We start from the raw sequence: 24,188 nt of genomic DNA, 5'->3' as shown, positions 1-24,188 counted from the left end.
ATTTACCGACTTACTCAAATATTTTCTGACAAAAATCGAGAAGAGGACATTCAGAAATTAGAGTATCTTCTATTAAAAAGACGTGACCTCATGGAGAAGCTGCCGCCAAAAAGTAGAGATCATGAATGGATGGGTAAGAAAATTGTCGAAATGAATAAGACGATTGATCAAAATCTGATCTTCATCCGGCATCGAATCATGGAAGATCTCCGTTTGCTAAAAGTGAAAAAAAAGCATAATAACAGCTATGTAAACCCTTACGAAATGAAATCGTTTGATGGGATGTTTTACGATAAAAAAAATTAATTTTGCGTAAAAAATACAACCCTTCTTCTTATGAAGAAGGTCTATTTTTTTGGTTTTTTCATAAACTTTTCTCAGGTTCCAAAAATTTTCACTAAATTTTCTAAAAATTTTAATAGTTTAGGAAGGGATTGTGTCGGGTATTGTAGAATTGTAGAGGTATAGCAATGGATTAAAGGAGGAGTTCGAACATGATGTATAACATTCGCGGTGAAAACATTGAGGTGACTCCAGCAATTAGGGAATACGTAGAGAAAAAGCTTGGTAAGTTAGAGCGTTATTTCGACGAGACACCAACTGCTGACGTAAATGTAAACTTAAAAGTCTACAATAACGATCAAAAAATAGAAGTCACAATCCCAATGAATGATCTCGTATTGAGAGCTGAAGAGACCCACAGTGATTTATACGCAGCTGTCGATCTTGTCCTAGATAAATTAGAGCGTCAAATTCGTAAACATAAAACAAAAGTGAATCGAAAAATGCGTGAAAAAGGTGCTGAGAAGTATCTATTTGCAGCATTAGAAAGCGAAGCGAACGTAGCTGTTGCAACTGAAGAGGATGAATTAGAGCTAGTTCGTACAAAACGATTTAATTTAAAACCAATGGATAGCGAAGAGGCTATTTTACAAATGAATATGTTAGGACATAGTTTCTTTGTATTTACAAATGCTGAGACAAACATTACAAACGTTGTGTACCGAAGAAAAGATGGCCGATATGGATTGATTGAACCAAACTAAAGGTTACAGTCTTTCTTAAATAAGAGCAGTAAAATAAAAGCAGCGTGCTTCCGCACGCTGCTTTTTTAGCTGTTTAAAAAAATAGTTCCATAACTACATAGCGTGTAGAAGATTTGGTGAATACACGCGTGGTTTCTTTCATTTTGAATGCCTGATAAAAAGATACTTTATTTTCTCGTGCGTTACACCAGACCCTTCGTATCCCAAGATTCTTGAGTTTGAACAAAACCTCTTTTAGCAAATGACTGCCGTACCCTTTTCCTTGTTCTTCTTTGAGCGTAGCAAATTTCCGGAATTGAGCTTCATCACCTGTTATAAATAAGGAAACAACTGATTTTAACTCTCCTTTTTCAAACAGTCCATAGTGCATGCCTGATGGATCCTCTTTCAGCTGAACATAACTGAAATCTTTATGAGGCCACATGACGATATGTCGGACTTCCCAAGCTTGTTCTTTCGTAATCGTTTGAACGTTCATTCTACATTCCCCTTTTTTATTGTAAGAGTGAGGCAGGGAAAATCACAATAGAAAATAACTCCTTAATAGAGTAGTACTAGTAAAGAGACAGACGAAAAAGGGTACAAGTTGCTACTTGTTTAGCTGCAATGTTACAATTTTACTCAGAATGTTTTATAATGAAAGATACAGATATGAATGAAAATAGTATAAAATGTACTGATTATAAATAGAGGAGCGTTTTAATATGCTTGGATTATTTAAAAAAGTGTTTGACGGCAATCAGCGCCAAATCGGCCGTTTAGAAAAAATGGCGGACCAAATTGATGCGTTAGGTCCTGAAATAGCGTCTTTAACGGACGATCAGCTTCGTGAAAAAACAGCTGAATTTCAACAACGCTACCAAAATGGTGAATCGCTCGATAACCTATTAGATGAAGCTTTTGCGGTTGTACGTGAAGCAGCGAAACGTGTGTTAGGCATGTATCCGTACAAAGTTCAGCTAATGGGGGGTATTTCTCTGCATGAAGGGAATATCTCGGAAATGAAAACGGGTGAAGGTAAAACGTTGACAGCTACTATGCCTGTATACTTAAACGCCATTACAGGCAAAGGTGTACATGTAGTAACAGTCAATGAATACTTAGCGAGCCGTGATGCTAGTGAAATGGGTCGTTTATATGAATTCCTAGGCTTGAAAGTAGGGTTAAACTTAAACCATTTAACGCGTGAAGAAAAACAAGAAGCATATGCAGCGGATATTACGTATAGTACAAATAATGAACTAGGATTTGACTATTTACGTGATAACATGGTGCTTTATAAAGAACAAATGGTTCAACGTCCGCTTCATTTTGCTGTAATCGATGAAGTTGACTCTATCTTAATTGATGAAGCACGTACGCCGCTTATTATATCCGGCAGCGCACAGAAATCGACTGCGCTTTATATTCAAGCTAATGCATTCGTTCGCACGCTTGATAAAGAAACCGATTTTACTTTTGATATCAAAACAAAAAGCGTTCAGCTAACCGAAGAAGGTATGTCAAAAGCCGAGCGCGCATTTGGCATTGAAAACTTATTTGATATTTCACACGTAGCGCTAAACCATCACATCAACCAAGCGCTTAAAGCACATGTAACGATGCAAAACGATGTGGATTATGTAATTGATGAAGATCAAGTCGTAATCGTTGACCAATTTACTGGTCGTTTGATGAAAGGAAGACGTTTTAGTGACGGCTTGCATCAAGCTATCGAAGCTAAAGAGAACGTTGAGATTCAAAATGAAAGCATGACGTTAGCTACAATTACATTCCAAAACTACTTCCGTATGTATGAAAAATTATCAGGTATGACGGGTACAGCTAAAACGGAAGAAGAAGAATTCCGTAATATCTACAACATGCACGTTGTCGTTATTCCGACAAACAAGCCAATTTCACGTGATGATAAAGCGGATTTAATTTACAAGTCAATGGAAGGCAAGTTTAATGCGGTAGTGGAAGATATTGCCGAGCGCCACGCAAAAGGACAGCCTGTTCTTGTTGGTACAGTTGCGATTGAAACATCTGAAGTTTTATCAGCATTATTAAAGAAAAAAGGCATTCGCCATCACGTTTTAAATGCAAAACAGCATGAGCGTGAAGCGGATATTATCGAGAATGCGGGTCACAAAGGTGCGGTAACAATCGCAACGAATATGGCCGGTCGTGGTACGGATATTAAACTAGGTGAAGGTGTCGTTGAAGCTGGAGGTCTTGCTGTAATTGGTACAGAGCGTCATGAATCACGCCGTATTGATAATCAGCTCCGCGGACGTGCTGGACGTCAAGGGGACCCAGGGGTGTCTCAATTCTATCTATCCATGGAAGATGAATTAATGCGCCGATTTGGTTCTGATAATATGATGGCGATGATGGATCGTCTTGGTATGGATGATTCACAGCCAATTCAAAGTAAAATTGTAACAAGAGCTGTTGAATCCGCTCAAAAACGCGTTGAAGGTAATAACTTTGATGCGCGTAAACAATTGCTTCAATATGATGATGTTCTTCGTCAGCAGCGTGAAGTTATTTACAAACAACGCTTTGAAGTGCTTGATTCAGACAACTTACGTGCGATTGTAGAACGTATGATTGAATCAACGCTACAGCGTGTGGTTGAGGTAAATACACCGCGTGAAGAATTAGAAGAAGAATGGAATTTACAAGCGATTATTGATTACGTAAATGCTAATGTTCTTGAGGAAGGTGAAGTCACAGAAGAAGATCTTCGCCGTAAAGAGCCTGAAGAAATGGTAGAACTGCTGGTAGATCATGCAAAAGCTCGTTATAATGAAAAAGAAGAGCAGCTCCCTGAAGAACAAATGCGTGAATTCGAAAAAGTAGTTGTTCTTAGAGCAGTTGATTCTAAATGGATGGATCATATCGATACGATGGATCAGCTTCGCCAAGGTATCCACCTTCGTGCGTACGGCCAAACAGATCCTCTTCGCGAATACCAAATGGAAGGTTTTGCGATGTTTGAAAATATGATTGCAACCATTGAAGAAGAAGTGACGAAGTATATCATGAAAGCAGAAATTAACAACAACCTTGAGCGTCAAGAAGTAGCGCAAGGTCAGGCGGCTGTTCATCCAAAAGAAGGAGACGCGCCGGCTAAGAAGAAGCCAAAAGTAAATGCGATAGAAGTTGGCCGAAATGATCCTTGTATCTGTGGAAGTGGCAAAAAGTATAAAAACTGCTGCGGTAAAGAATCATAAAATAAGAGTCAATTAGTATAGAATGAACTAGTACAGGAAGGAAATGAGTCTTCTCATTTCCTTCCTGTGCGTCAAAAATAAAATAGAGGTGTTTAACTCATGGATTTAGTAGAAATTAAGCAAGAACTTGACAAAACAGCTAAGCGATTAGCGGACTTTAGGGGGTCTCTTTGACCTCGATACAAAACAAGCTCGTATCGATGAATTAGATGAGACTATGGCTGATCCAAATTTTTGGAATGACCAGCAGGCAGCTCAGACTGTTATTAATGAAGCCAATGGTTTAAAAGATGCAGTAAATCAATTTAACCACTTAGATGAAACATACGAAAATTTACAGATATCTCATGAACTTGTAAAAGAAGAATACGATGAAGATTTAGCAGAAGAACTAGTTAGTGAACTAAAAGAGCTTATTTCAGGCATGAACGACTTTGAATTACAGCTGCTTTTAAGCGAGCCGTATGATAAAAATAACGCCATTTTAGAATTGCACCCAGGTGCTGGTGGAACAGAATCACAGGATTGGGGTTCAATGTTACTACGTATGTATACGCGCTGGGCGGAGAAAAAAGGTTTCAAAGTAGAAACACTTGATTACTTACCTGGGGATGAAGCTGGTATTAAAAGTGTAACGCTTTTAATTAAAGGCCATAATGCGTACGGGTATTTAAAAGCTGAAAAAGGCGTTCATCGTCTCGTTCGTATTTCTCCGTTTGATTCATCAGGCCGTCGCCATACGTCATTCGTATCGTGCGACATAATGCCGGAATTTAACGATGAAATTTCAATTGATATTCGTACGGAAGATTTGAAGGTTGATACGTACCGTGCAAGCGGTGCCGGAGGTCAGCATATCAATACAACAGATTCAGCTGTTCGTATTACTCACCTCCCAACTAATGTAGTCGTATCTTGTCAGACGGAACGTTCACAAATTAAAAACCGTGAGCAAGCAATGAAGATGTTAAAATCTAAGTTGTATCAGTTAGAAATTGAGAAGCAGCAAGAACAGCTAGCTGAAATCCGCGGAGAACAAAAAGATATTGGATGGGGAAGTCAAATTCGTTCTTACGTATTCCATCCGTATTCGTTAGTAAAAGATCACCGCACAAATACGGAAGTCGGAAACACGCAAAGTGTAATGGATGGAGATCTAGATCCGTTTATTGATGCGTATTTACGTTCTCATATTTAATCAAAAGGCAGTATACCGAGGTATACTGCCTTTTTTTAGTTGTTAGGACTTTGTAAAATTTGAATGAAGAAAAACGAGCGTAAAGAACTATTTGTAGATAGAAAATTAAGAAAATGCAGAAATTTAAAGGTTGCTGTCGTCCGTTCGCTTATTTTGTCAATGAAATAAAATGGTTTAAAATACCTATTTTATGGTAAATGCTTCTTTACAATCCTTTATACCTCTTTTACAAACAGCTTTTATAATTTGAGTTAAATCAAGAGGAAGGGGCATGTGCAGTGGCAAATAAATCGTTACACGAATTAATAGAGCAAGTAAAACAGAACAGTTTTTCTTCGAGTAAAGGGTTTGATAGAAGGCATTTTTTACAAGGAGCTGGAAAAGTAGCAGGAGTATCACTTGGCTTAACAATTGCTCAGTCTATCGGTTTAAATGCAGTAGAAGTTTCAGCGGCAGCGCCTAAATTTTCAAGTTATCCGTTCACTTTAGGCGTCGCATCGGGAGATCCTTTAGCAGATAGTATTGTTCTTTGGACAAGATTAGCACCAGACCCATTGAATGGCGGGGGAATGCCTAATCAACCCGTTCCAGTAAAATGGGAGCTTGCCGAAGATGAAGACTTTCATCGAATTGTCAAACGAGGAACAGAAATAGCTAGACCTGAACTTGCTCACTCTGTTCACGTTGATGTAAAAGGATTAAAGCCAGGCCGTATTTATTATTATCGATTTAAAAGCGGTCATGAGTTAAGCCCGGTTGGAAAAACAAAAACACTTCCTTCAGCAAATGCAGAAGTAGCCAGCATGACGTTTGCATTCGCTTCGTGTCAACAGTATGAACATGGTTACTTTACAGCTTATGAACATATGGTTAAAGAACAATTGGATTTTGTGGTTCATTTGGGCGATTACATCTATGAATATGGACCAAACGAGTATGTGGCTGCAAGCGGAAATGTTCGTACTCACAGCAGCGCAGAAATTCAAACGCTTCAAGACTATCGAAACAGGCATGCTCAGTACAGGTCAGATGCCAATTTGAAGTCTGCTCATGCTGCTTTTCCGTGGATTGTGACGTGGGATGATCATGAAGTAGAAAACAATTATGCAAATGTAATTCCTGAAAAAGGACAATCAGTAGAAGCATTTATTCAACGCCGCGCGGCAGCTTATCAAGCTTATTACGAACATATGCCTTTGCGTCAAACATCCTTGCCTCACGGAACGGATATGAGATTGTATCGTGACTTTTCATATGGGAAACTAGCTTCCTTTCAAGTGTTGGATACGCGTCAATACAGAGACGATCAAGCAAATGGAGACGGAACAAAGCCGCAAACGCCAGAATCTCTTGATCCTAAACGTACGCTATTAGGGATTGAACAAGAAAAATGGCTTTTTACTAATCTTGAAAAATCAGCGTGTCATTGGAACGTACTGGCTCAACAAATTTTCTTTGCTCCCAGAAAATTTGGAACGGCGGCTAAGCCTACATACAGCATGGATGCATGGGATGGGTATACGGCGAATCGTCAGCGTGTTATTGATTTTATTGAAAAGAAAAAGTTGGACAACGTCATTGTACTAACTGGAGATGTGCACGCTAACTGGGCTTCTAATTTACACACGGATTTTGCCAATCTTAATTCAAGAATTATTGGTGCAGAGTTCGTTGGCACCTCCATCACTTCCGGAGGGAACGGAGCAGATAAACGAGCTGATACGGATAAAATTTTAAGTCAAAATCCACATCTCACATTCTTTAATGATTACAGAGGATATGTAAGGTGTACGGTCACTCCTGATATATGGCAAGCTGATTATCGCGTTGTGCCTTTTGTAACAGAACCTGGTGCGGAAATTTCAACTCGAGCTTCCTTTCAATATAAAAAAGATGGAAAAGGTATGACAGAAGTTGAAGTAAATAACGTGCCGCGTGGGCTAAAGATTTCTAAGGAAGTAGAGGAAGATCGTATGCGGGCACACGGGAAAGCACATGAAAAACAAGAGTTGAAAAAGAAAGAAAAAGTACAGCAGTAAATTGAGTAAGGGAAAGGAGGTCAAGTATGCTTTCTAATATTGGAATTCCTGGTTTAGTTATTATTTTGGTCATTGCGTTAATTATTTTTGGGCCGTCTAAGCTGCCGGAAGTTGGACGGGCGTTTGGGCGAACATTAACTGAATTTAAAGGAGCAGCAAAAGGGCTCGTATCAGATGATGAAAGTGTTAAAGAAAAGCAGGCAGCAACCGTTTCTGAACAAAAAAGGAATGAATCGACATTGTAAGTAAGGAAATAGACGAGGAAACTCGTCTATTTCTACTTGTCAGAAAGGAGAAATAGACAATGGGAGAAATGAGCTTGATGGAGCACCTTGAAGAATTGCGTGTTCGTATTATTAAAACACTTTGTGCATTTGTAGTTTTACTTATTGTCAGTTTTGTATTTGTACAAGATATTTATCAGTGGCTAGTGAAAGATTTGGACGGCAAGCTTGCTGTACTTGGACCAAGTGAAATTGTATGGATTTATATGGTGATTGCATTTGTTTTTGCGCTTGCTTTTACACTTCCAGTAGCTGCTTATCAAGTATTTCGGTTTGTTTCACCGGGATTAAAAAAGGAAGAGTATAAGATTATGATTACCTTCATTCCATTCTTTTTTCTCTTATTTGTAAGTGGCTTGGGGTTTGGTTATTTTGTTTTATTTCCAATGGTTTTAGCATTTTTAACAGGTTTGTCGAATGATCAGTTTTCACTCATGTTTACGGCGGAGCATTATTTCCGTTTTATGCTTAATCTGTGTTTACCATTTGGTTTTTTATTTGAAATGCCTTTAGTTGTCTTATTTTTAACGCGTTTAGGGGTTCTAAATCCAGTGAGGTTAGCTAAAGCAAGGAAGTTATCTTATTTTGCTTTAATTGTGATATCTGTGCTTATTACTCCTCCTGATTTTATTTCGGATATTTTAGTCATTGTCCCGCTTCTGCTCTTATATGAGCTCAGTGTGACAATTTCACGCGTAGTATACAAAAAACGTTTAGGAAACGAATCAATTGCTTGACCTCATACATAAATACGATGAGAGAATTCATGAAATTGAAACAAAGTCCTTGTAAACAGAGTGTTTTAAACATTCTTGAGTAGGTTATAATAGAGTGAAAACTCTACAGCAAGGGGGAGAAGGCTTGAAAAAAGTATTATTAACGTTAACAATTGGCCTAGCGCTTGTTTTGTCCGCGTGCGGCGGAGGCAGTTCCAAAAATGAATCTGCCGGTGAATCTTCAGCGAGTGCAGAAGATATTGTGAAGAAAAACTGTACAGGCTGTCACGGTGTAGATTTAGGAGGAGCAAATGGGCCAAGCTTGCAGCATGTAGGCAGCAAGCACTCAGAAGCTGAAATTGAAAACATTATTAACAATGGTCAAGGCGGTATGCCAAAAGGACTGATTAATGAAGAAGATGCCAAAAAAGTTGCGGCTTGGCTGGCAAAGAAAAAATAAGACGGGTATCCGTCTTATTTTTGTGTTAAAGCTGCTTTAATTGTTCATTTAAGACAATAGCTTGCTGTTGAGCTTTGACATCTTTTGCTATGTCTCCAGGTGCATTGGCTTCTCCAATGATGTATCCGCTAAAGGAAGAACCAATAAAATCGACAATGTATTGAAATTGCATAATAAGAGGAAGGGCCTTTACAGATGCGCCTGTGCCCCCGACTACTAATACATAGACGCGCTTATTTTTCATTTGTTCTTTAAAGTTGATTGTCGAATCTCTAAGGCTTTCAGACCAACGATCCACAAAGTTCTTCATCAATCCGCTCATACCGTACCAGTAAAGAGGCGTAACAAATAAAATAGTATCGTGCGCTGCCATCTTTTTCGCTATATCATAATAATCATCTTGTTGATTGGTAAATCCATGTTCATCGTGACGCATATCAGTAATGGGGTTAATGGTATGCCTACGTAAGTAAACTTCTTCAGTATTGATATCTTTTAAGACTGCTTTAGCCAATTCTTCCGTATTTCCGTTTTCCCGTGAACTTCCATAAATAGTGATCATGTTATCTCTCCTCATCGTTTTTCTTATTTATCATACCTTGTTTGTAAAAAAGTAGACATGAATGTGCTTTGTCTAACGATATTCGTAAAAAAATGAACAGCAAAAAACAACAGAATTAAAAATAAGGATAAATTCTCATACCCTGCTAAAAATATCCTACTTATGTCATATTTGAAATAAAAATGTAATATTTTTGGGGCTTATTTTCACGAAGAGTGATGTTATAATGAGAAAGCGCGTGAGAAGAGTCGAATTTTTGGTTTGAATTGTAGAGTTTTGTCGTATTTTGACAAGTTTTACATAGTATTAAAATAACACACTTGATTAGGTGATTACTTATGATTGAAATGCAAAATGTATATAAAACGTATCCGAACGGTGTAAAAGCAATCAATGGCATTAGCATCAAGATTAATCAAGGTGAGTTTGCTTATATCGTAGGACCAAGTGGAGCAGGAAAATCCACTTTTATTAAAATGATGTATCGTGAAGAAAAGCCTTCTTCAGGAAATATCATTGTAAACGGTGCAAATGTAGCAAAAATAAAAGATAGCAGAGTTCCTATCTTTAGACGTCATATTGGTGTAGTCTTTCAAGATTTCAAGCTGCTTCCAAAATTAACGGTCTATGAAAACATTGCTTTTGCACTAGAAGTAATTGAGCAAAGTCCCGAAGAAATTAAAAAGCGAGTGCTAGAGGTGCTAGAGCTTGTTAAGTTAAAGGGTAAAATGGATTCTTTCCCTGATGAATTATCTGGAGGAGAGCAGCAGCGTGTGTCTATTGCGCGTTCAATTGTGAATAGTCCTAAGGTTGTCATCGCCGACGAACCGACAGGGAACCTTGATCCGGAGACCTCATGGGAAATCATGGATATTTTTGAGGAGATTAATAAACGCGGTACGACTATTTTAATGGCAACGCATAACCGTGAAATTGTAAATACAATTCGAAAGCGCGTAATTGCGATTGAAAATGGAAATGTTGTGCGTGATGAAGTAAGAGGTGAATACGGATATGAAGGCTAGGACATTCGGTCGCCACTTACGTGAAGGATCTAAAAGTTTAGGAAGAAACGGCTGGATGACATTCGCATCTGCAAGCGCGGTTACCGTGACGCTCTTGCTTGTAGGCGTATTTTTTATGTTGATGATGAATTTAAATCACATTGCTAAATTGATTGAAAATGATGTGGAAATTCGCGTTCACGTTGATGCTGCAGCGACAGCGGATGATCGAAAAGCAATGAAAGAAAAGCTAGATGCAATTAAGCAAGTTGATACGGTGACGTTTTCTTCTAAAGATAAAGAGTTAAAAGATTTAATTAATAGTATGGGTGATGAAGGACAAGCTTTTGAACCGTTTGAGCAGCAAAACCCATTAAATGATGTGTTTGTTGTTAAAACAAAAGAGCCGACTGATGTCGCAAAAGTAGCTAAACAAATTGAGAAATATCCGTATGCAGCAAAAGTTCAATACGGACAAGATCAAGTTGAAAAGTTATTTAAAGTGCTGAAAGTAGCTCGTAATATCGGAGTAGTACTGATTTTAGGGCTTCTATTTACAGCGATGTTCCTCATTTCAAATACAATTAAAATTACGATTGTAGCTCGCCGTGAAGAGATTGAAATTATGCGCTTAGTTGGAGCCACAAACTCCTTTATTCGCTGGCCGTTCTTTATTGAAGGTCTGTTTTTAGGAGTGCTTGGTTCTATTGTGCCAATTGCTGTTATTATCGGTGTGTACAGCGTTTTATATAATGAAGTTCAGCCTAAGTTCGATGGATTCTTTGAACTTTTACCTGCTTTTCCATTCGTGCTTCAAGTATCGCTATTACTACTTGTAATCGGTGGTCTAATTGGGATGTGGGGAAGTACATTATCCATCCGTAAATTCTTACGAAAATAAAGATAGATTTTTAACATAATAGATTATAACAACCTCACATTTGATGTTTATCAGATGTGAGGTTGTTGTGTAATTACAGATAAAAATAGAAAAAAGTGCTAATGGGGGTCTTGCTAATGCCCGTTTATACGGGGAAATATGTGCAAATGGGGAGAAACAAATGACACGTAAGACATTAGTAATGACAGCAGCAGTTTTAGTTGGACTAGGTACAGCTTGGATAGGTAATGAAAAAGTTGCTTATGCAGAAAGTGCCAGCACTACTAAACTCAGTGATTTAGAGAAAAAAAGTAACGATGTGAACCAAAATATTAATCAAAATAAAGAGAAATTAAAAGAAGTTCAAGAACAGCAAAAAAACGAAGAAGCTGAGATTGCGCGTTTGGATTCAGAAGTCGGACAGACAAATGCAGACATCCGCAGCCGTGAAGCTGAAGTAGAAAAAGCAAAGCAAGACATCGAAAAGCTGAAAAATGAAATTGACGTTGTAAAAAAAAGAATTGAAAAACGAAATGAGCTATTAAAAAAGCGTGCTCGTGCTTTACAAGAAAACGGCGGGTCTGTGGATTACATAGATGTACTGCTAGGCTCTGAAAGCTTCGGAGACTTTATTAGCAGAGTGAGTGCGGTTTCGACAATTGTAGGGGCTGACCGCGATTTGTTAATGCAGCATGAAGCTGATAAAAAGGCAAAAGAAGAGAAAGAAACAAAAGTTCAAAACAAGCTAACGGAAGTAAATCAAGCGCTTGAAGAACTTAAAAATCTTCGTGCGCAGCTGCAAAAACAAGTGGATGAAAAGAATCACCTCATGCAAACGCTCAAAGATCAGGAAAAAGAATTTAATGAAGAAGCCGTTGGATTAGAAGAGCAAGCTTCTATTTTAGCCGATCAAAAAAATGCAGCACAAGCTCAACAGCAAGAAATTGAAAAAGCCGGGGCAACAGAGGAGGCACCACCTGTTACAAGCGGGTCGTTTATGAGGCCGGCAAAGGGCCCGGTAACATCTCATTTTGGATATCGAGAAACGTTTGGAAGAGGACATTACGGTATTGATATTGGAAAGCGAGGAGAAAGTGTGCCAGTTGTAGCCGCAGCAAGCGGAAAAGTAATTAGAGCATATCATTCTTCTTCTTTTGGTAATGCCGTATTTATTCGTCACAATGTCGAAGGTCAGACGTGGGTTACAGTTTATGCTCACTTAGAGAGCTACAGCGTCTCAAGTGGTCAATCTATCAATAAAGGTCAACAATTAGGTTATATAGGGAACACAGGACGTTCGTTTGGTGCTCACCTGCATTTTGAATTGCATAAGGGCGATTGGAAAGGCAAAAGCTCTGCTGTAAACCCTGAACGTTATATTAAATTTTAAGTTCCTAGCATACGTGGTACAAGCTCAACATATAGTTTAACAAAAAGGCATCGCACTTGATTTGTGTGGTGCCTTTTGCTACAAATAACACATGCATCCTTTTTATTACATAGTTTTGGTTGTATCTATTATAATAAGAAGAGATGGCTTAAGGTTGAGGAGGATGAAAGAACTTGAATCGGAAAATCGTTGCACTATTAATGGCACTCTCCTTAGTTGTTGGAGCAGCAGGTACATATTTTGGCATTCAGTATGCAAATGCTGGAACGGTCAGTACCCCCCTTACAACTTCTTCAAATGATAGTAAAGTGGAAAAGGAAGAGCTAGACAAAATCAAGCAGGCTTACGAACTGATATCTTCAAAATATTACAAAGATGTAGATGACAAAAAATTATTAGATGGCGCAATCCAAGGAATGGTACAAACCTTAGGAGACCCTCACTCATCTTACATGGATAAGAAAACGGCACAGCAATTCACGCAGTCTCTTGATTCATCGTTTGAGGGGATTGGTGCTGAAGTAAGCATGGTAGATGGAAAAGTAACAATCGTAGCTCCGTTTAAACAATCTCCTGCGGAAAAAGCAGGATTAAAACCAAATGATCAGATTTTAAAGATCGATGGTAAAAGTATCGCGGGTCTTGAATTGAATGAAGCGGTATTAAAAATTCGCGGTAAAAAAGGCTCTACCGTGACATTAGATGTTCAAAGACCAGGCGTGAAAGAAACGATGAAAGTAAAAGTTGTAAGAGATGAGATTCCAATTGAAACCGTCTATTCTTCTGTTAAAAATGTAAACAATAAAAAAATTGGTTACATGGAAATTACGTCATTCTCTGAGTCAACGGGAGACGAATTTACGAAACAGTTGAAAAAACTTGAAAATAAACATATTGATGGTTTAGTTCTAGATGTTCGTGGAAATCCTGGTGGCTATTTAACGAGTGTTGAAAAAATGCTCGATAAATTAGTAACGAATAAAAAGCCATACATTCAAATTGAAGATCGTAACGGTGAACGTCAAAAAGTGGTTTCTTCAATGAAAAAGCAAAAGGATTATCCAATTGTGGCCTTGATTGATGGAGGAAGTGCATCTGCTTCTGAAATTCTTGCCGGGGCATTAAAAGAAGCAGGCGGATACAAGCTAGTCGGTGAAAAATCCTATGGAAAAGGAACGGTTCAACAAGCTGTTCCAATGGAAGACGGCAGTAATTTAAAATTAACGTTCTATAAATGGCTAACGCCTGATGGAAACTGGATTAACGAAAAAGGTATAAAACCAACGGTAGAAGTCAAGCAGCCGGATTACTATTATGCAAATCCAATTCAAGTTGATAAAAAGCCATTAACACGTGATATGACAGGTGACCAAGTGAAGAATGCTCAAGTGATGCTAAAAGGCCTTGGCTTTGAACCTGGACGTACAGACGGATATTTTAGTAAAGAGACAGAAACAGCTGTAACTGCATTCCAAAAAGCCAATAAGCAAAAAGCTACAGGTGAAATTGATGAAGATACAGCAGCGCTTTTACAAACAAAACTATTAGAAAAAATTAAATCCAAAGATGAAGATCGTCAGCTTCAAACGGCTTTAAAGCTAGCTAGTCAATAAGAAGTAGAAAAAGTTCCGTGCTTTTCCAAAGCACGGAACTTTTTTAGTAAAAACAACATTGTCGGTTAGTGATGCATTTTGATAAAATAAAGAAGCCTATGATACATAACAATCAATCGTAAATGTTGTAATAAAAATGTGAAAAATACAGGTGGTGAAAAAATGGATTTTGCATTAGAGCTTTTAAAAGGTATCGGGCGTTTATTTTTGCACCCGTTAACTTATTTATTTCTGCTCGTCTCGTTTTTTGTAGGTCTTTCTCGCGTCAAGAGAGAGCGTCAGAATTTTCATGTTCGCGTGTTTGATTTTATTTTAGAAGCAAAATATTTATTTTTTCCAGGTATCATTATTGGTTTGATTTTATCCGTTGTTACCGTGTTGCTAGGTGTCTATGTATCTATAGGAACGATTGTACTTGTAGCTGTTTTAACTTTTATCATAAGCGGCCCGTGGACGTTTAAATGGCTTTCTCCTTCTTATACCGTAGGACTGGCTGTGCTTGCGACCTTGCTTATTCCTGCAGCTGGTTTCGGTGAAGGGTTTATTCAAACGTGGTCTGTGCAAGCTCATAACGCAGATTTACCTTCTCTTACTATTTTAATGTCGCTGCTTGTATTAGCAGAAGGATATTTAATTTGGAAGTTTGGAGCAAAAGGTACGTCTCCAGCCATTGTGAAAAGTAAAAGAGGGCAGGAAATTGGGGCTCATTATTCTCAAAAATTATGGGTTGTTCCGCTTTTTGTCTTAATTCCAGGCAGCGCCATTACGTCTGTGTTTCCATGGTGGCCTGTGTTATCTATTGACGGAACATCATTTAACCTGTTTTTTGTTCCTTTTGCTATCGGTTTTTATCAGCGAATTCAAAGTATGGTTCCGTTTAAATCTATTGAATTTACCGGTAAGCGTGTATTAGCATTAGGCGTGGGATTAACGATTATTACAATTGCTGCTATTTTTTATCCTCCTGCCGCTGTCGCTGTTGTTATTCTAGCGATCATAGGAAGAGAGTGGATTCGTTTGCAGCAGCGTCGAAGCGATGAAAAAGCGCCCGCACTATTTACTAAGCGTACACAAGGTTTGGTTGTGTTAGGAATCATCCCTCATTCTCCGGCAGAGAAAATGGGTTTGAAAGTAGGAGAAGTGATTATTAAAGTAAATGGAATCGCTATATCTGAAGTCCATAAATTTTATGAAGCATTACAAGTGAATAACCGTGCTTTTTGTAAGCTAGAAGTTATTGACGAAAATGGAGAAGTTCGCTTTACTCAGCGAGCATTGTATGACAACGAACATCATGAACTAGGTATTTTGTTTGTACACAATTATACAAAACGTAATTCACAAGCTGGTTAAAAGACGGATAAAAAGGAGAAATGTTTGTGGAAGTCAAAACGATTGCCGCAGTTTTTCTACCCGCCATATTGCTTGTTCTGTTTGCTAGAGTAACATATAACCTATATGTTGCCACAGCGCTGACGCTTTTGTTGATAGCTGTTTCTGTATATAAAGGGTACGCAGATTATCCGCTTATTATTTTAATAGATTTACTTTCAGCAGCCATTGGTTTTACATATGCAAAAGGCATGCTAGCAGCTGGAAAATAAAGATTGTTGCTTTGATAATAAGTGAATCGTCCTATTATCAAAACGTACGCAAAAGCTCTCTACGAAATGTGGAGAGCTTTTTTATGTCGAAAAACGAGTTAGAACTCATAACACTGTTGTTACGGTTCCATCGATAAATGAGTATAATTAAATTAATTATACAAATATGTTTGTAAATAAAATAACTTAAACAATTTTGTGTAAATTATTTTAAATGTGTGTACAAATATGTAGTTGGGGTATAGAAAAATAAAGAAATTAATCTGAAAATTATATTTATTTTGATTTTTAAAAATAAAAGGAGGTTTAGTATCGATGGAAGTGTTAATGAGAACGATGTTTCAGTCGCTTGGCAAAAATCATTCAATGAATAAATTAGCTAAAAAGTATGGATTGCGAATGGGGGCAGCTCGTTTTGTTGCTGGAGACTCAATTGAATCAGCAATTCAAACATCCAAGGAGCTTAACAATGGTGGGAAAGTTGTGACACTCGATCATTTAGGCGAATTTGTTTTTACAGAAGAGGAAGCTAGGTTATCTACGGCCATGTGCATTCAGACACTAGAAGCCATTGCAGCATCGGGCGTTCAATCAAATTTATCATTAAAGATGACTTCTTTAGGATTGGATATTAGCAAAGAGCTTTGTATGGAAAATATGCGCAGAATTCTACACACAGCCAGAGTGAATGATATTTTTGTTCGAATTGATATGGAAGACTACTTGCACTGCCAAATCTCCCTTGATATGTATAAAGAATTACGCAAAGAATTTGATAATATTGGAATTGTGATTCAAGCGTATCTTTATCGTACAGAACAAGATATGAATGACTTACATCAATATCAAGCCAATTTACGTCTGGTAAAAGGAGCTTACAAAGAATCGCCAGAAGTATCGTTTCCGGAAAAGAAAGACGTAGATGAAAACTATAAAAAAATCATTAAAATGCATTTATTAAATGGACACTATACAGCTGTAGCAAGTCATGATGAGGAAATGATTCAGTATACAAAACGATTAGTAAGAGAAAACGGCATTTCAAATGATCAGTTTGAGTTCCAAATGCTTTATGGAATTTGCGTAGAGCTACAGGATCGTCTGGTCAAAGAAGGATATAAAGTCAGGGTTTATGTTCCTTACGGAATTGATTGGTTTGGGTATTTCATGAGACGCCTAGCCGAACGCCCCGCCAACGTATGGTTCGTATTAAAAAATTTCTCCAAATAAGTTCAGTCCAAGAAACATAAAAAATTCGACACAAGTATCCTGAGCTTCGTGTCGAATTTTTTAATTAGTTTAATCCGTATTCTTTGATTTTGTTATAAAGGGTGCCGCGTGAAATGCCAAGCAGATCTGCTGCTGCACTTTTGTTTCCATAGGTTTTTTGAAGAGTCTCTTCTATTAGCCTAGCTTCTTGGAGAGAATCTTCTTCTTTTTGAACTTCTGTGAAAGAACTGGCATCCTTCAGATTGTCAGGAAGGTGCGTAAGGGTAATCAACGACTGATCACTAAGAAAAATCATTCGTTCAATCGTATTTCTCAGCTCGCGAATATTTCCTGGCCAATCGTATTGCATAAAGGCTTCGAGAACTTCAGAGCTGATGAAAGGAGCCTTCTTTTTATACTTTTTACTAAATTCCTGTACAAATTGCTGCGTTAATGCTTCAATGTCTTCTTTATGGTCTCGAAGCGGCGGAATGATAATATTAATGACGGTCAGCAAATAGTAAAGATTTTCATGGAATTCACCGGCTTTTAGCAACTCTTCCAAAGGCGTCGTAGTAGAGGCTACAATTCGGGTTTGGACTTGAATTTCTTCCGTGCCTCCAACGTGATAAAAGGCTCGTTCTTCCAAGTAACGGAGAAACTTAACTTGAATTTCAAGAGGCATTTTATCAATTTCTTCAATAAATAACGTCCCGTTATGAGCCTGCTCCAGTTTTCCTGCAATGGTCGTTGGATCTTCTGAAAAGACGTCTTTTTGATGACCAAAGAGTTCAATTTCCAGAAGTCCAGATGGAATAGTGGCGCAATTTAAAGATAAAAAAGGTTCTTTATGTTTGGATCCCCCGTAGTGGATGGCCTGAGCCAGCATTTCTTTCCCAGAACCAGGTTCTCCTGTTAATAAAATAGGCATATCTGTAGATGCCACTTTTTTGGCAATGTCAACGGCTTGCTTAATTTCAGGACTGATACCCGCAAAAGAAGAAAATGGATTATCTTTCGGAATGAGAAGAGATACATCAATTTCTTCATTTAGTCTTACAATATTGGTAATGTCATGTTCGGTTGCGACTCCACCTATGACTCGGTTGTTTCTTATAATAGGAGATGCATTGATGAGCACGTGAGTTTGTTCATTAGGACGATGATACGTTCCGCGCACAGGACGCCCTTCATTTAGAATCGTATGTAGAATGATGGATTCATCTTTAAAATGCTCTCCGATTTTTCTACCAATAATATCATCTCTCTGAATCTTATACGTATGTTCCGCAGCAGTATTCCACAAGATTACATTTCCTTCATGATCGACCGCTGTCACTGCATCATTAATGGTTTCTGCCAATGTATCAAAATAGGAAGCTAATATCTCATTTTGGCTATGCAAATGTGTAATCCACTGTGAAGGTGTTACAAGTCCTATTGTGGTTTCTTGGTTTTCTGCTTGAATGAGGACTGGTCTATTCCAGTTTGTGTTGGCTTGTAAATTGGCTAACGTAGAAGTAGAAGATGAAGGCCAATTTGTGTCCGCTATTACTTTTTTAATGGACGATGCCTCGTCATGACCTGTTAAAAGGTATCGTTCATCTTTTTGTATTACATAAAAGGTACTTGCTGTGACTACAACGAAATCATAGTTGGAAAGTTCAGATTTCACTTTAGCTAAAGAAGTTGATTCTTCAACTGTTATAAAGGAGTTATTTATAAGAACTTGATCAACGCTTGCCATACTAAACCCCTCTCAGTACATATTTTTTATACTGTATCATAATTTAGAAATTGGCGCAAAAGCCTATCCTTTTCAGACAATTAGGCAGCTTACTTTCTTTTATTGCTTTCATCTAAAGAGTTGTATTCCCCTCGAAAAGGGTAGTATAAGAATTTAGTGGGTAATAAAGTAACAGGGTAAAAAATCAAAACAAACAAACACTATATAAGATTAATACTCATTAGTTTCATTTATGAGTATAAAGTGATAAAATACGAATATCAGTTCGTGTTTTCGGTTTTTACATATCGTAATAAAAATAGATAAAACAAGAAAATAGAAACGGAGGCCTTCATTTGAAAGATCAGTTTGAATTAGTATCCCCATATCAACCGCAAGGTGATCAGCCAAAGGCAATTGAAAAGATTGTGAAAGGAATTAAAGAAGGTAAGCAGCATCAAGTTTTGTTAGGTGCTACAGGAACGGGAAAAACCTTCACTATGTCTAATGTTATTAAGGAAATAAATAAGCCAACATTAATTATGGCTCATAACAAAACGCTTGCTGGTCAATTGTACAGTGAGTTTAAAGAGTTTTTTCCTAATAATGCAGTCGAATACTTTGTCAGTTACTATGATTACTATCAGCCTGAAGCTTATGTACCTCAAACAGATACATTTATTGAAAAAGATGCAAGCATTAATGACGAGATTGATAAACTTCGTCACTCAGCAACTTCTGCTCTTTTTGAACGAAAAGATGTCATTATTATTGCCAGCGTATCCTGTATTTATGGATTAGGGTCTCCGGAAGAATACAAAGAAATGGTCGTATCTCTTCGAGTAGGAATGGAAAAAGAACGCAATCAGCTGCTTCGTACGCTAGTGGATGTACAGTACGAAAGAAACGATATTGACTTCAAGCGCGGAACGTTCCGCGTTCGCGGTGATGTTGTTGAGATTTTTCCTGTGTCTCGAGATGAACACTGTATTCGCGTGGAATTTTTCGGGGATGAAATTGACCGCATTCGCGAAGTCGACGCCTTAACAGGAGAAATTATTGGAGATCGTGAACACGTGGCTATCTTCCCGGCATCTCACTTCGTCACGAGGGAAGAAAAAATGCGTGTGGCCATTCAAAACATTGAAAAAGAACTAGAAGAACAGCTAGAGAAGTTAAAAGAAGCAGGAAAGCTTTTAGAAGCGCAGCGCTTGGAACAGCGCACTCGCTACGACCTAGAAATGATGAGAGAAATGGGATTTTGTTCAGGAATCGAGAATTACTCTCGTCATTTAACGCTTCGTCCGGCTGGTTCTACACCTTATACACTGCTGGATTTCTTCCCGGAAGATTTCCTTCTTGTGGTGGATGAATCCCACGTTACCATTCCTCAAGTTAGAGGAATGTATAATGGAGACCAAGCGCGTAAACAAGTGTTGGTGGACCATGGTTTCCGCTTGCCGTCTGCATTAGATAACCGTCCGCTTAAATTTGATGAATTTGAACAGCATATTAAACAAATCGTCCATGTTTCAGCAACACCAGGTCCTTACGAACTTGAGAAGGCGCCTGAGGTGATTGAACAAATTATCCGTCCAACGGGATTATTAGATCCAAATATTGAAGTTCGACCAATTGAAGGGCAGATTGATGATTTAATTGGAGAAATTCACGACCGGATTAAGCGAAATGAACGAGTGCTCGTCACGACGTTAACAAAGAAAATGTCTGAGGATTTAACGAACTACTTAAAAGAAATTGGCATTAAAGTTCAATATCTTCACTCTGAGGTGAAGACGCTCGAGCGTATTGAAATTATCCGAGAGCTGCGGCTTGGAAAATATGATGTGCTCATAGGGATTAACTTACTTCGTGAAGGTTTAGATATTCCAGAAGTTTCGTTAGTAACCATATTAGATGCGGACAAAGAAGGATTCTTGCGTTCAGAACGATCGCTTATTCAAACCATCGGACGTGCTGCGCGAAATGCTAATGGACATGTCATTATGTATGCAGATCGCATCACAAACTCCATGGACATTGCTATCAATGAGACCAAGCGTCGTAGAAGTATTCAAGAAGCTTACAACGAAGAGCATGGTATTACACCGACAACGATTCAAAAAGAAGTTCGAGGCTCAATTCGTGCAACAGTAGTAGCAGAAGATACAGAAACGTATGAAGAAGCACCGGCATTTGATAAACTCAATAAAAAAGAAAAAGCAAAGCTCGTAGAAGAAATGGAACAAGAAATGAAAGAAGCAGCCAAAGCGCTTAACTTTGAACGCGCAGCTGAGCTTCGTGACTTGATTCTAGAATTAAAAGCGGAAGGGTGATAAAACATGGCGATGGAAAAAATCGTGGTAAAAGGTGCACGAGCCCACAATTTGAAAAATATCGATATTGAAATCCCGCGAGACAAATTAGTGGTATTAACAGGGTTGTCAGGTTCTGGTAAATCTTCTTTAGCTTTCGATACAATCTATGCTGAAGGACAAAGACGTTATGTCGAGTCACTTTCGGCGTATGCAAGACAGTTTTTAGGTCAAATGGATAAGCCAGATGTAGATTCGATCGAAGGATTGTCGCCTGCTATTTCAATCGATCAAAAAACAACGAGCCGAAACCCTCGTTCAACCGTCGGAACTGTGACCGAAATCTATGACTATTTGCGCCTTTTGTTTGCTCGTGTAGGAAAGCCGATTTGTCCTAATCATGGAATTGAAATTACGTCTCAAACGATTGAGCAAATGGTAGATAGAATTTTAGAGTACCCTGAACGTACAAAACTTCAAGTACTGGCCCCTGTGGTATCTGGCCGAAAAGGCACCCATGTAAAAGTATTAGAAGATATTAAAAAGGAAGGGTACGTTCGCATTCGAGTAGACGGAGAAATGCGTGAAATAACAGAAGAAATTGAACTGGAAAAAAACAAAAAGCACTCCATTGAAGTAGTGATTGATCGCGTTGTTGTCAAAGAAGGTGTAGCCGCTCGTTTGTCGGACTCTTTGGAATCAGCTCTTCGCCTTGGAGATGGGAAAGTAATTATTGATGTAATAGGTGAGGAAGAATTACTTTTTAGCGAGCATCATGCTTGTCCAAAATGTGGCTTCTCCATTGGAGAACTTGAGCCCCGCATGTTTTCATTTAATAGTCCGTACGGGGCGTGTCCAACGTGTGACGGGTTAGGAACGAAATTGGAAGTGGATAAAGATTTAGTGATTCCTAACTATGACTTAACACTTCATCAGCACGCTATTGCACCTTGGGAGCCAACAAGTTCTCAATACTATCCGCAGCTGCTTGAAGCCGTATGTACACATTACGGCATCGACATGGATGTGCCGGTTCGAGATATCCCGGAACATTTATTTGATAAAGTATTATATGGCAGCGGTAAAGAAAAAATTTACTTTCGCTATGAAAATGATTTTGGCCAAGTAAGAGAAAATCATATCGAATTTGAAGGTGTGCTTCGGAACGTAGAACGCCGTTATCATGAAACAAGTTCTGATTATATCCGTGAGCAAATGGAAAAATACATGGCTCAGCAAGCTTGTCCAAAATGTAAAGGAAATCGTTTAAAACGCGAAAGCTTAGCGGTGCTTATTGACGAAAAGCATATAGGAGATACAACACGCTTTTCAGTAAAAGAAGCATATGACTTTTTTGAAAGTCTCAGTTTATCTGAAAAAGACATGAAGATTGCGGATATGATACTGCGTGAAATTCGTGAGCGTCTAAGCTTTCTCATTAACGTGGGACTTGATTACTTAACATTGAACCGCTCTGCTGGAACTCTTTCAGGAGGGGAAGCGCAGCGCATTCGCTTGGCTACTCAAATCGGTTCTCGTTTGACGGGGGTTCTTTATATTTTAGATGAACCTTCTATCGGTCTTCATCAACGTGACAACGATCGCTTAATTCGCACAATGCAAGACATGCGCGATATTGGAAATACGTTGATTGTTGTAGAGCATGATGAAGATACGATGATGGCAGCTGATTATTTAATTGATATCGGACCAGGAGCCGGCGTACACGGGGGTGCCGTTGTTTCTCAAGGCACGCCTCAGGAAGTGATGGATGATGAAAATTCCTTAACGGGTCAATATCTATCAGGAGAGAAGTTTATTCCACTTCCAGCCGAAAGACGTTCGATAGATAAAGATCGGATGATTGAAATTATAGGAGCAAAAGAAAACAATTTAAAAAATGTAAAAGCAAAGCTTCCGTTAGGTGTATTCACAGCTGTTACAGGTGTATCTGGATCAGGTAAGAGTACGCTTGTAAATGATATCCTTCACAAATCATTGGCGCAAAAGCTGCATAAAGCAAAAAGCAAAGCAGGAGAACATAAAGAAATCAAAGGCATTGAACATTTAGATAAAGTCATTGATATTGATCAGTCTCCCATAGGCCGTACGCCTCGTTCAAACCCTGCAACCTATACGGGTGTATTTGATGACATTCGAGATGTATTTGCCCAAACAAACGAAGCAAAAGTGCGCGGATATAAAAAAGGCCGCTTTAGCTTTAACGTGAAAGGCGGCCGATGTGAAGCTTGTCGAGGAGACGGTATTATTAAAATCGAAATGCATTTCCTGCCAGATGTATACGTTCCTTGCGAAGTCTGCCACGGCAAACGATATAACCGGGAAACTTTAGAAGTAAAATACAAAGATCAAAACATTTCAGATGTGTTGGATATGACAGTTGAAGACGCGCTTCACTTCTTTGAAAACATTCCAAAGATTAAGCGGAAGCTACAGACCATTTACGATGTAGGGCTTGGCTATATCACGCTTGGACAGCCGGCCACTACTTTATCGGGTGGAGAGGCCCAGCGTGTAAAGTTAGCTTCAGAGCTTCACCGTCGCTCAACAGGAAGAACGCTGTACATTTTAGACGAACCGACTACCGGTCTTCATGTCGATGATATCGCACGTTTATTAAAAGTGCTTCAGCGTTTAGTTGAAAATGGAGATACAGTTCTAGTGATCGAACATAATTTAGACGTGATCAAAGCAGCTGATTATCTACTTGATTTAGGGCCTGAAGGTGGAGATAAAGGCGGACAAATTGTGGCTACGGGTACGCCAGAAGAAGTGGCGAAAGTAAAAGAATCCTATACGGGCCATTATTTGAAACCAATTTTAGAACGTGACCGTAAGCGTATGGAGAAAAAAGTTGAAAAAGCAGAGGCATTAACTCGTTAAAAGACACCAGCATTGGT

The 24,188-nt window shown here is 38.5% G+C and carries 20 protein-coding genes; 17 read left to right on the top strand and 3 right to left on the bottom strand.

Annotated features, from left to right (window positions below; genetic code table 11):
* The first annotated feature begins 90 nt into the window (after positions 1-90).
* A complete protein-coding gene (locus LJY09_RS25290) occupies positions 91-306 on the top strand; it encodes a hypothetical protein (protein ID WP_223546273.1) in 216 nt (71 codons plus the stop codon).
* Between the two features lie 188 nt (positions 307-494).
* A complete protein-coding gene (gene hpf / locus LJY09_RS25285; protein ID WP_013059750.1) occupies positions 495-1,046 on the top strand; it encodes a ribosome hibernation-promoting factor, HPF/YfiA family in 552 nt (183 codons plus the stop codon).
* A 73-nt stretch (positions 1,047-1,119) separates the two neighbouring features.
* Here hpf and LJY09_RS25280 read toward each other — a convergent pair whose 3' ends face one another.
* Positions 1,120-1,524 (bottom strand): GNAT family N-acetyltransferase, encoded by a 405-nt coding sequence (locus LJY09_RS25280; RefSeq protein ID WP_028412025.1) that lies wholly within the window; start codon positions 1,522-1,524, stop codon positions 1,120-1,122.
* Positions 1,525-1,750: 226 nt separating this feature from the next.
* Here LJY09_RS25280 and secA point away from each other — a divergent pair, with 226 nt between their 5' ends.
* From secA to cccB, 6 genes are all read left to right on the top strand, one after another.
* Entirely contained in the window at positions 1,751-4,267 is a 2,517-nt protein-coding gene (gene secA, locus LJY09_RS25275; protein ID WP_013059748.1) for a preprotein translocase subunit SecA, read from the top strand.
* Between the two features lie 99 nt (positions 4,268-4,366).
* Positions 4,367-5,465 (top strand): peptide chain release factor 2 gene (gene prfB, locus LJY09_RS25270; RefSeq protein ID WP_114896991.1). Its coding sequence is split into 2 segments (ribosomal slippage): positions 4,367-4,429 and positions 4,431-5,465, totalling 1,098 coding nucleotides; the frame shifts between segments, so codons are not numbered across the junction.
* Positions 5,466-5,770: 305 nt separating this feature from the next.
* On the top strand, positions 5,771-7,504 hold the full coding sequence (locus LJY09_RS25265) for an alkaline phosphatase D family protein (RefSeq protein WP_372456118.1): 1,734 nt from the start codon (positions 5,771-5,773) through the stop codon (positions 7,502-7,504).
* Positions 7,505-7,530: 26 nt separating this feature from the next.
* Positions 7,531-7,749 carry a twin-arginine translocase TatA/TatE family subunit gene (locus LJY09_RS25260; RefSeq protein WP_028412028.1) on the top strand — a complete coding sequence of 73 codons (219 nt, stop codon included), beginning with the start codon at positions 7,531-7,533 and terminating at the stop codon, positions 7,747-7,749.
* Positions 7,750-7,808: 59 nt separating this feature from the next.
* On the top strand, positions 7,809-8,525 hold the full coding sequence (gene tatC / locus LJY09_RS25255; RefSeq protein ID WP_028412029.1) for a twin-arginine translocase subunit TatC: 717 nt from the start codon (positions 7,809-7,811) through the stop codon (positions 8,523-8,525).
* Positions 8,526-8,649: 124 nt separating this feature from the next.
* Positions 8,650-8,964: a cytochrome c551 gene (cccB, locus tag LJY09_RS25250; protein WP_013059743.1), complete on the top strand. Its 315-nt coding sequence runs from the start codon at positions 8,650-8,652 to the stop codon at positions 8,962-8,964.
* 25 nt (positions 8,965-8,989) lie between these two features.
* On the opposite strand, the gene LJY09_RS25245 is transcribed toward cccB, so the two are convergent.
* Entirely contained in the window at positions 8,990-9,526 is a 537-nt protein-coding gene (locus LJY09_RS25245) for a flavodoxin family protein (RefSeq protein ID WP_028412030.1), read from the bottom strand.
* A gap of 338 nt (positions 9,527-9,864) precedes the next feature.
* Between LJY09_RS25245 and ftsE the strand changes: the two genes are divergently transcribed.
* The 7 genes from ftsE (at position 9,865) to LJY09_RS25210 (ending at position 17,247) form a co-directional block, all read left to right on the top strand.
* A complete protein-coding gene (gene ftsE, locus LJY09_RS25240) occupies positions 9,865-10,551 on the top strand; it encodes a cell division ATP-binding protein FtsE (protein WP_013085414.1) in 687 nt (228 codons plus the stop codon).
* Positions 10,541-11,431 carry a permease-like cell division protein FtsX gene (gene ftsX, locus LJY09_RS25235; RefSeq protein ID WP_014457813.1) on the top strand — a complete coding sequence of 297 codons (891 nt, stop codon included), beginning with the start codon at positions 10,541-10,543 and terminating at the stop codon, positions 11,429-11,431. Before ftsE ends, ftsX begins: the two co-directional genes overlap by 11 nt.
* Positions 11,432-11,591: 160 nt before the next feature.
* Complete coding sequence (locus tag LJY09_RS25230; RefSeq protein WP_033580413.1) at positions 11,592-12,800, top strand: murein hydrolase activator EnvC family protein; 1,209 nt, start codon at positions 11,592-11,594, stop codon at positions 12,798-12,800.
* A gap of 173 nt (positions 12,801-12,973) precedes the next feature.
* Positions 12,974-14,413 carry a S41 family peptidase gene (locus LJY09_RS25225; RefSeq protein ID WP_028412032.1) on the top strand — a complete coding sequence of 480 codons (1,440 nt, stop codon included), beginning with the start codon at positions 12,974-12,976 and terminating at the stop codon, positions 14,411-14,413.
* A gap of 162 nt (positions 14,414-14,575) precedes the next feature.
* Positions 14,576-15,766 carry a PDZ domain-containing protein gene (locus tag LJY09_RS25220; RefSeq protein WP_228307452.1) on the top strand — a complete coding sequence of 397 codons (1,191 nt, stop codon included), beginning with the start codon at positions 14,576-14,578 and terminating at the stop codon, positions 15,764-15,766.
* A 26-nt stretch (positions 15,767-15,792) separates the two neighbouring features.
* Positions 15,793-16,017, top strand: coding sequence for a DUF2198 family protein (locus LJY09_RS25215; RefSeq protein WP_099331332.1), 225 nt, complete (start codon positions 15,793-15,795; stop codon positions 16,015-16,017).
* Positions 16,018-16,332: 315 nt separating this feature from the next.
* Positions 16,333-17,247, top strand: coding sequence for a proline dehydrogenase family protein (locus LJY09_RS25210; RefSeq protein ID WP_028412035.1), 915 nt, complete (start codon positions 16,333-16,335; stop codon positions 17,245-17,247).
* A gap of 64 nt (positions 17,248-17,311) precedes the next feature.
* Here LJY09_RS25210 and LJY09_RS25205 read toward each other — a convergent pair whose 3' ends face one another.
* Positions 17,312-18,973 (bottom strand): sigma-54 interaction domain-containing protein, encoded by a 1,662-nt coding sequence (locus LJY09_RS25205; protein ID WP_047749599.1) that lies wholly within the window; start codon positions 18,971-18,973, stop codon positions 17,312-17,314.
* A gap of 335 nt (positions 18,974-19,308) precedes the next feature.
* Here LJY09_RS25205 and uvrB point away from each other — a divergent pair, with 335 nt between their 5' ends.
* Both uvrB and uvrA read left to right on the top strand, forming a co-directional pair.
* Positions 19,309-21,288 (top strand): excinuclease ABC subunit UvrB, encoded by a 1,980-nt coding sequence (gene uvrB, locus LJY09_RS25200; RefSeq protein ID WP_033580416.1) that lies wholly within the window; start codon positions 19,309-19,311, stop codon positions 21,286-21,288.
* Between the two features lie 6 nt (positions 21,289-21,294).
* The gene (gene uvrA / locus LJY09_RS25195; protein ID WP_028412038.1) at positions 21,295-24,171 is read left to right on the top strand and encodes an excinuclease ABC subunit UvrA; all 2,877 of its coding nucleotides are present in this window, start codon (positions 21,295-21,297) and stop codon (positions 24,169-24,171) included.
* The last annotated feature ends 17 nt before the right edge of the window (positions 24,172-24,188 follow it).

This window comes from Priestia sp. J2 (genome assembly GCF_020790095.1).
Classification (GTDB): domain Bacteria; phylum Bacillota; class Bacilli; order Bacillales; family Bacillaceae_H; genus Priestia; species Priestia zanthoxyli.
Note: the sequence above shows the minus strand (reverse complement) of the source record. Positions and strands in the feature narration are given on the sequence as shown.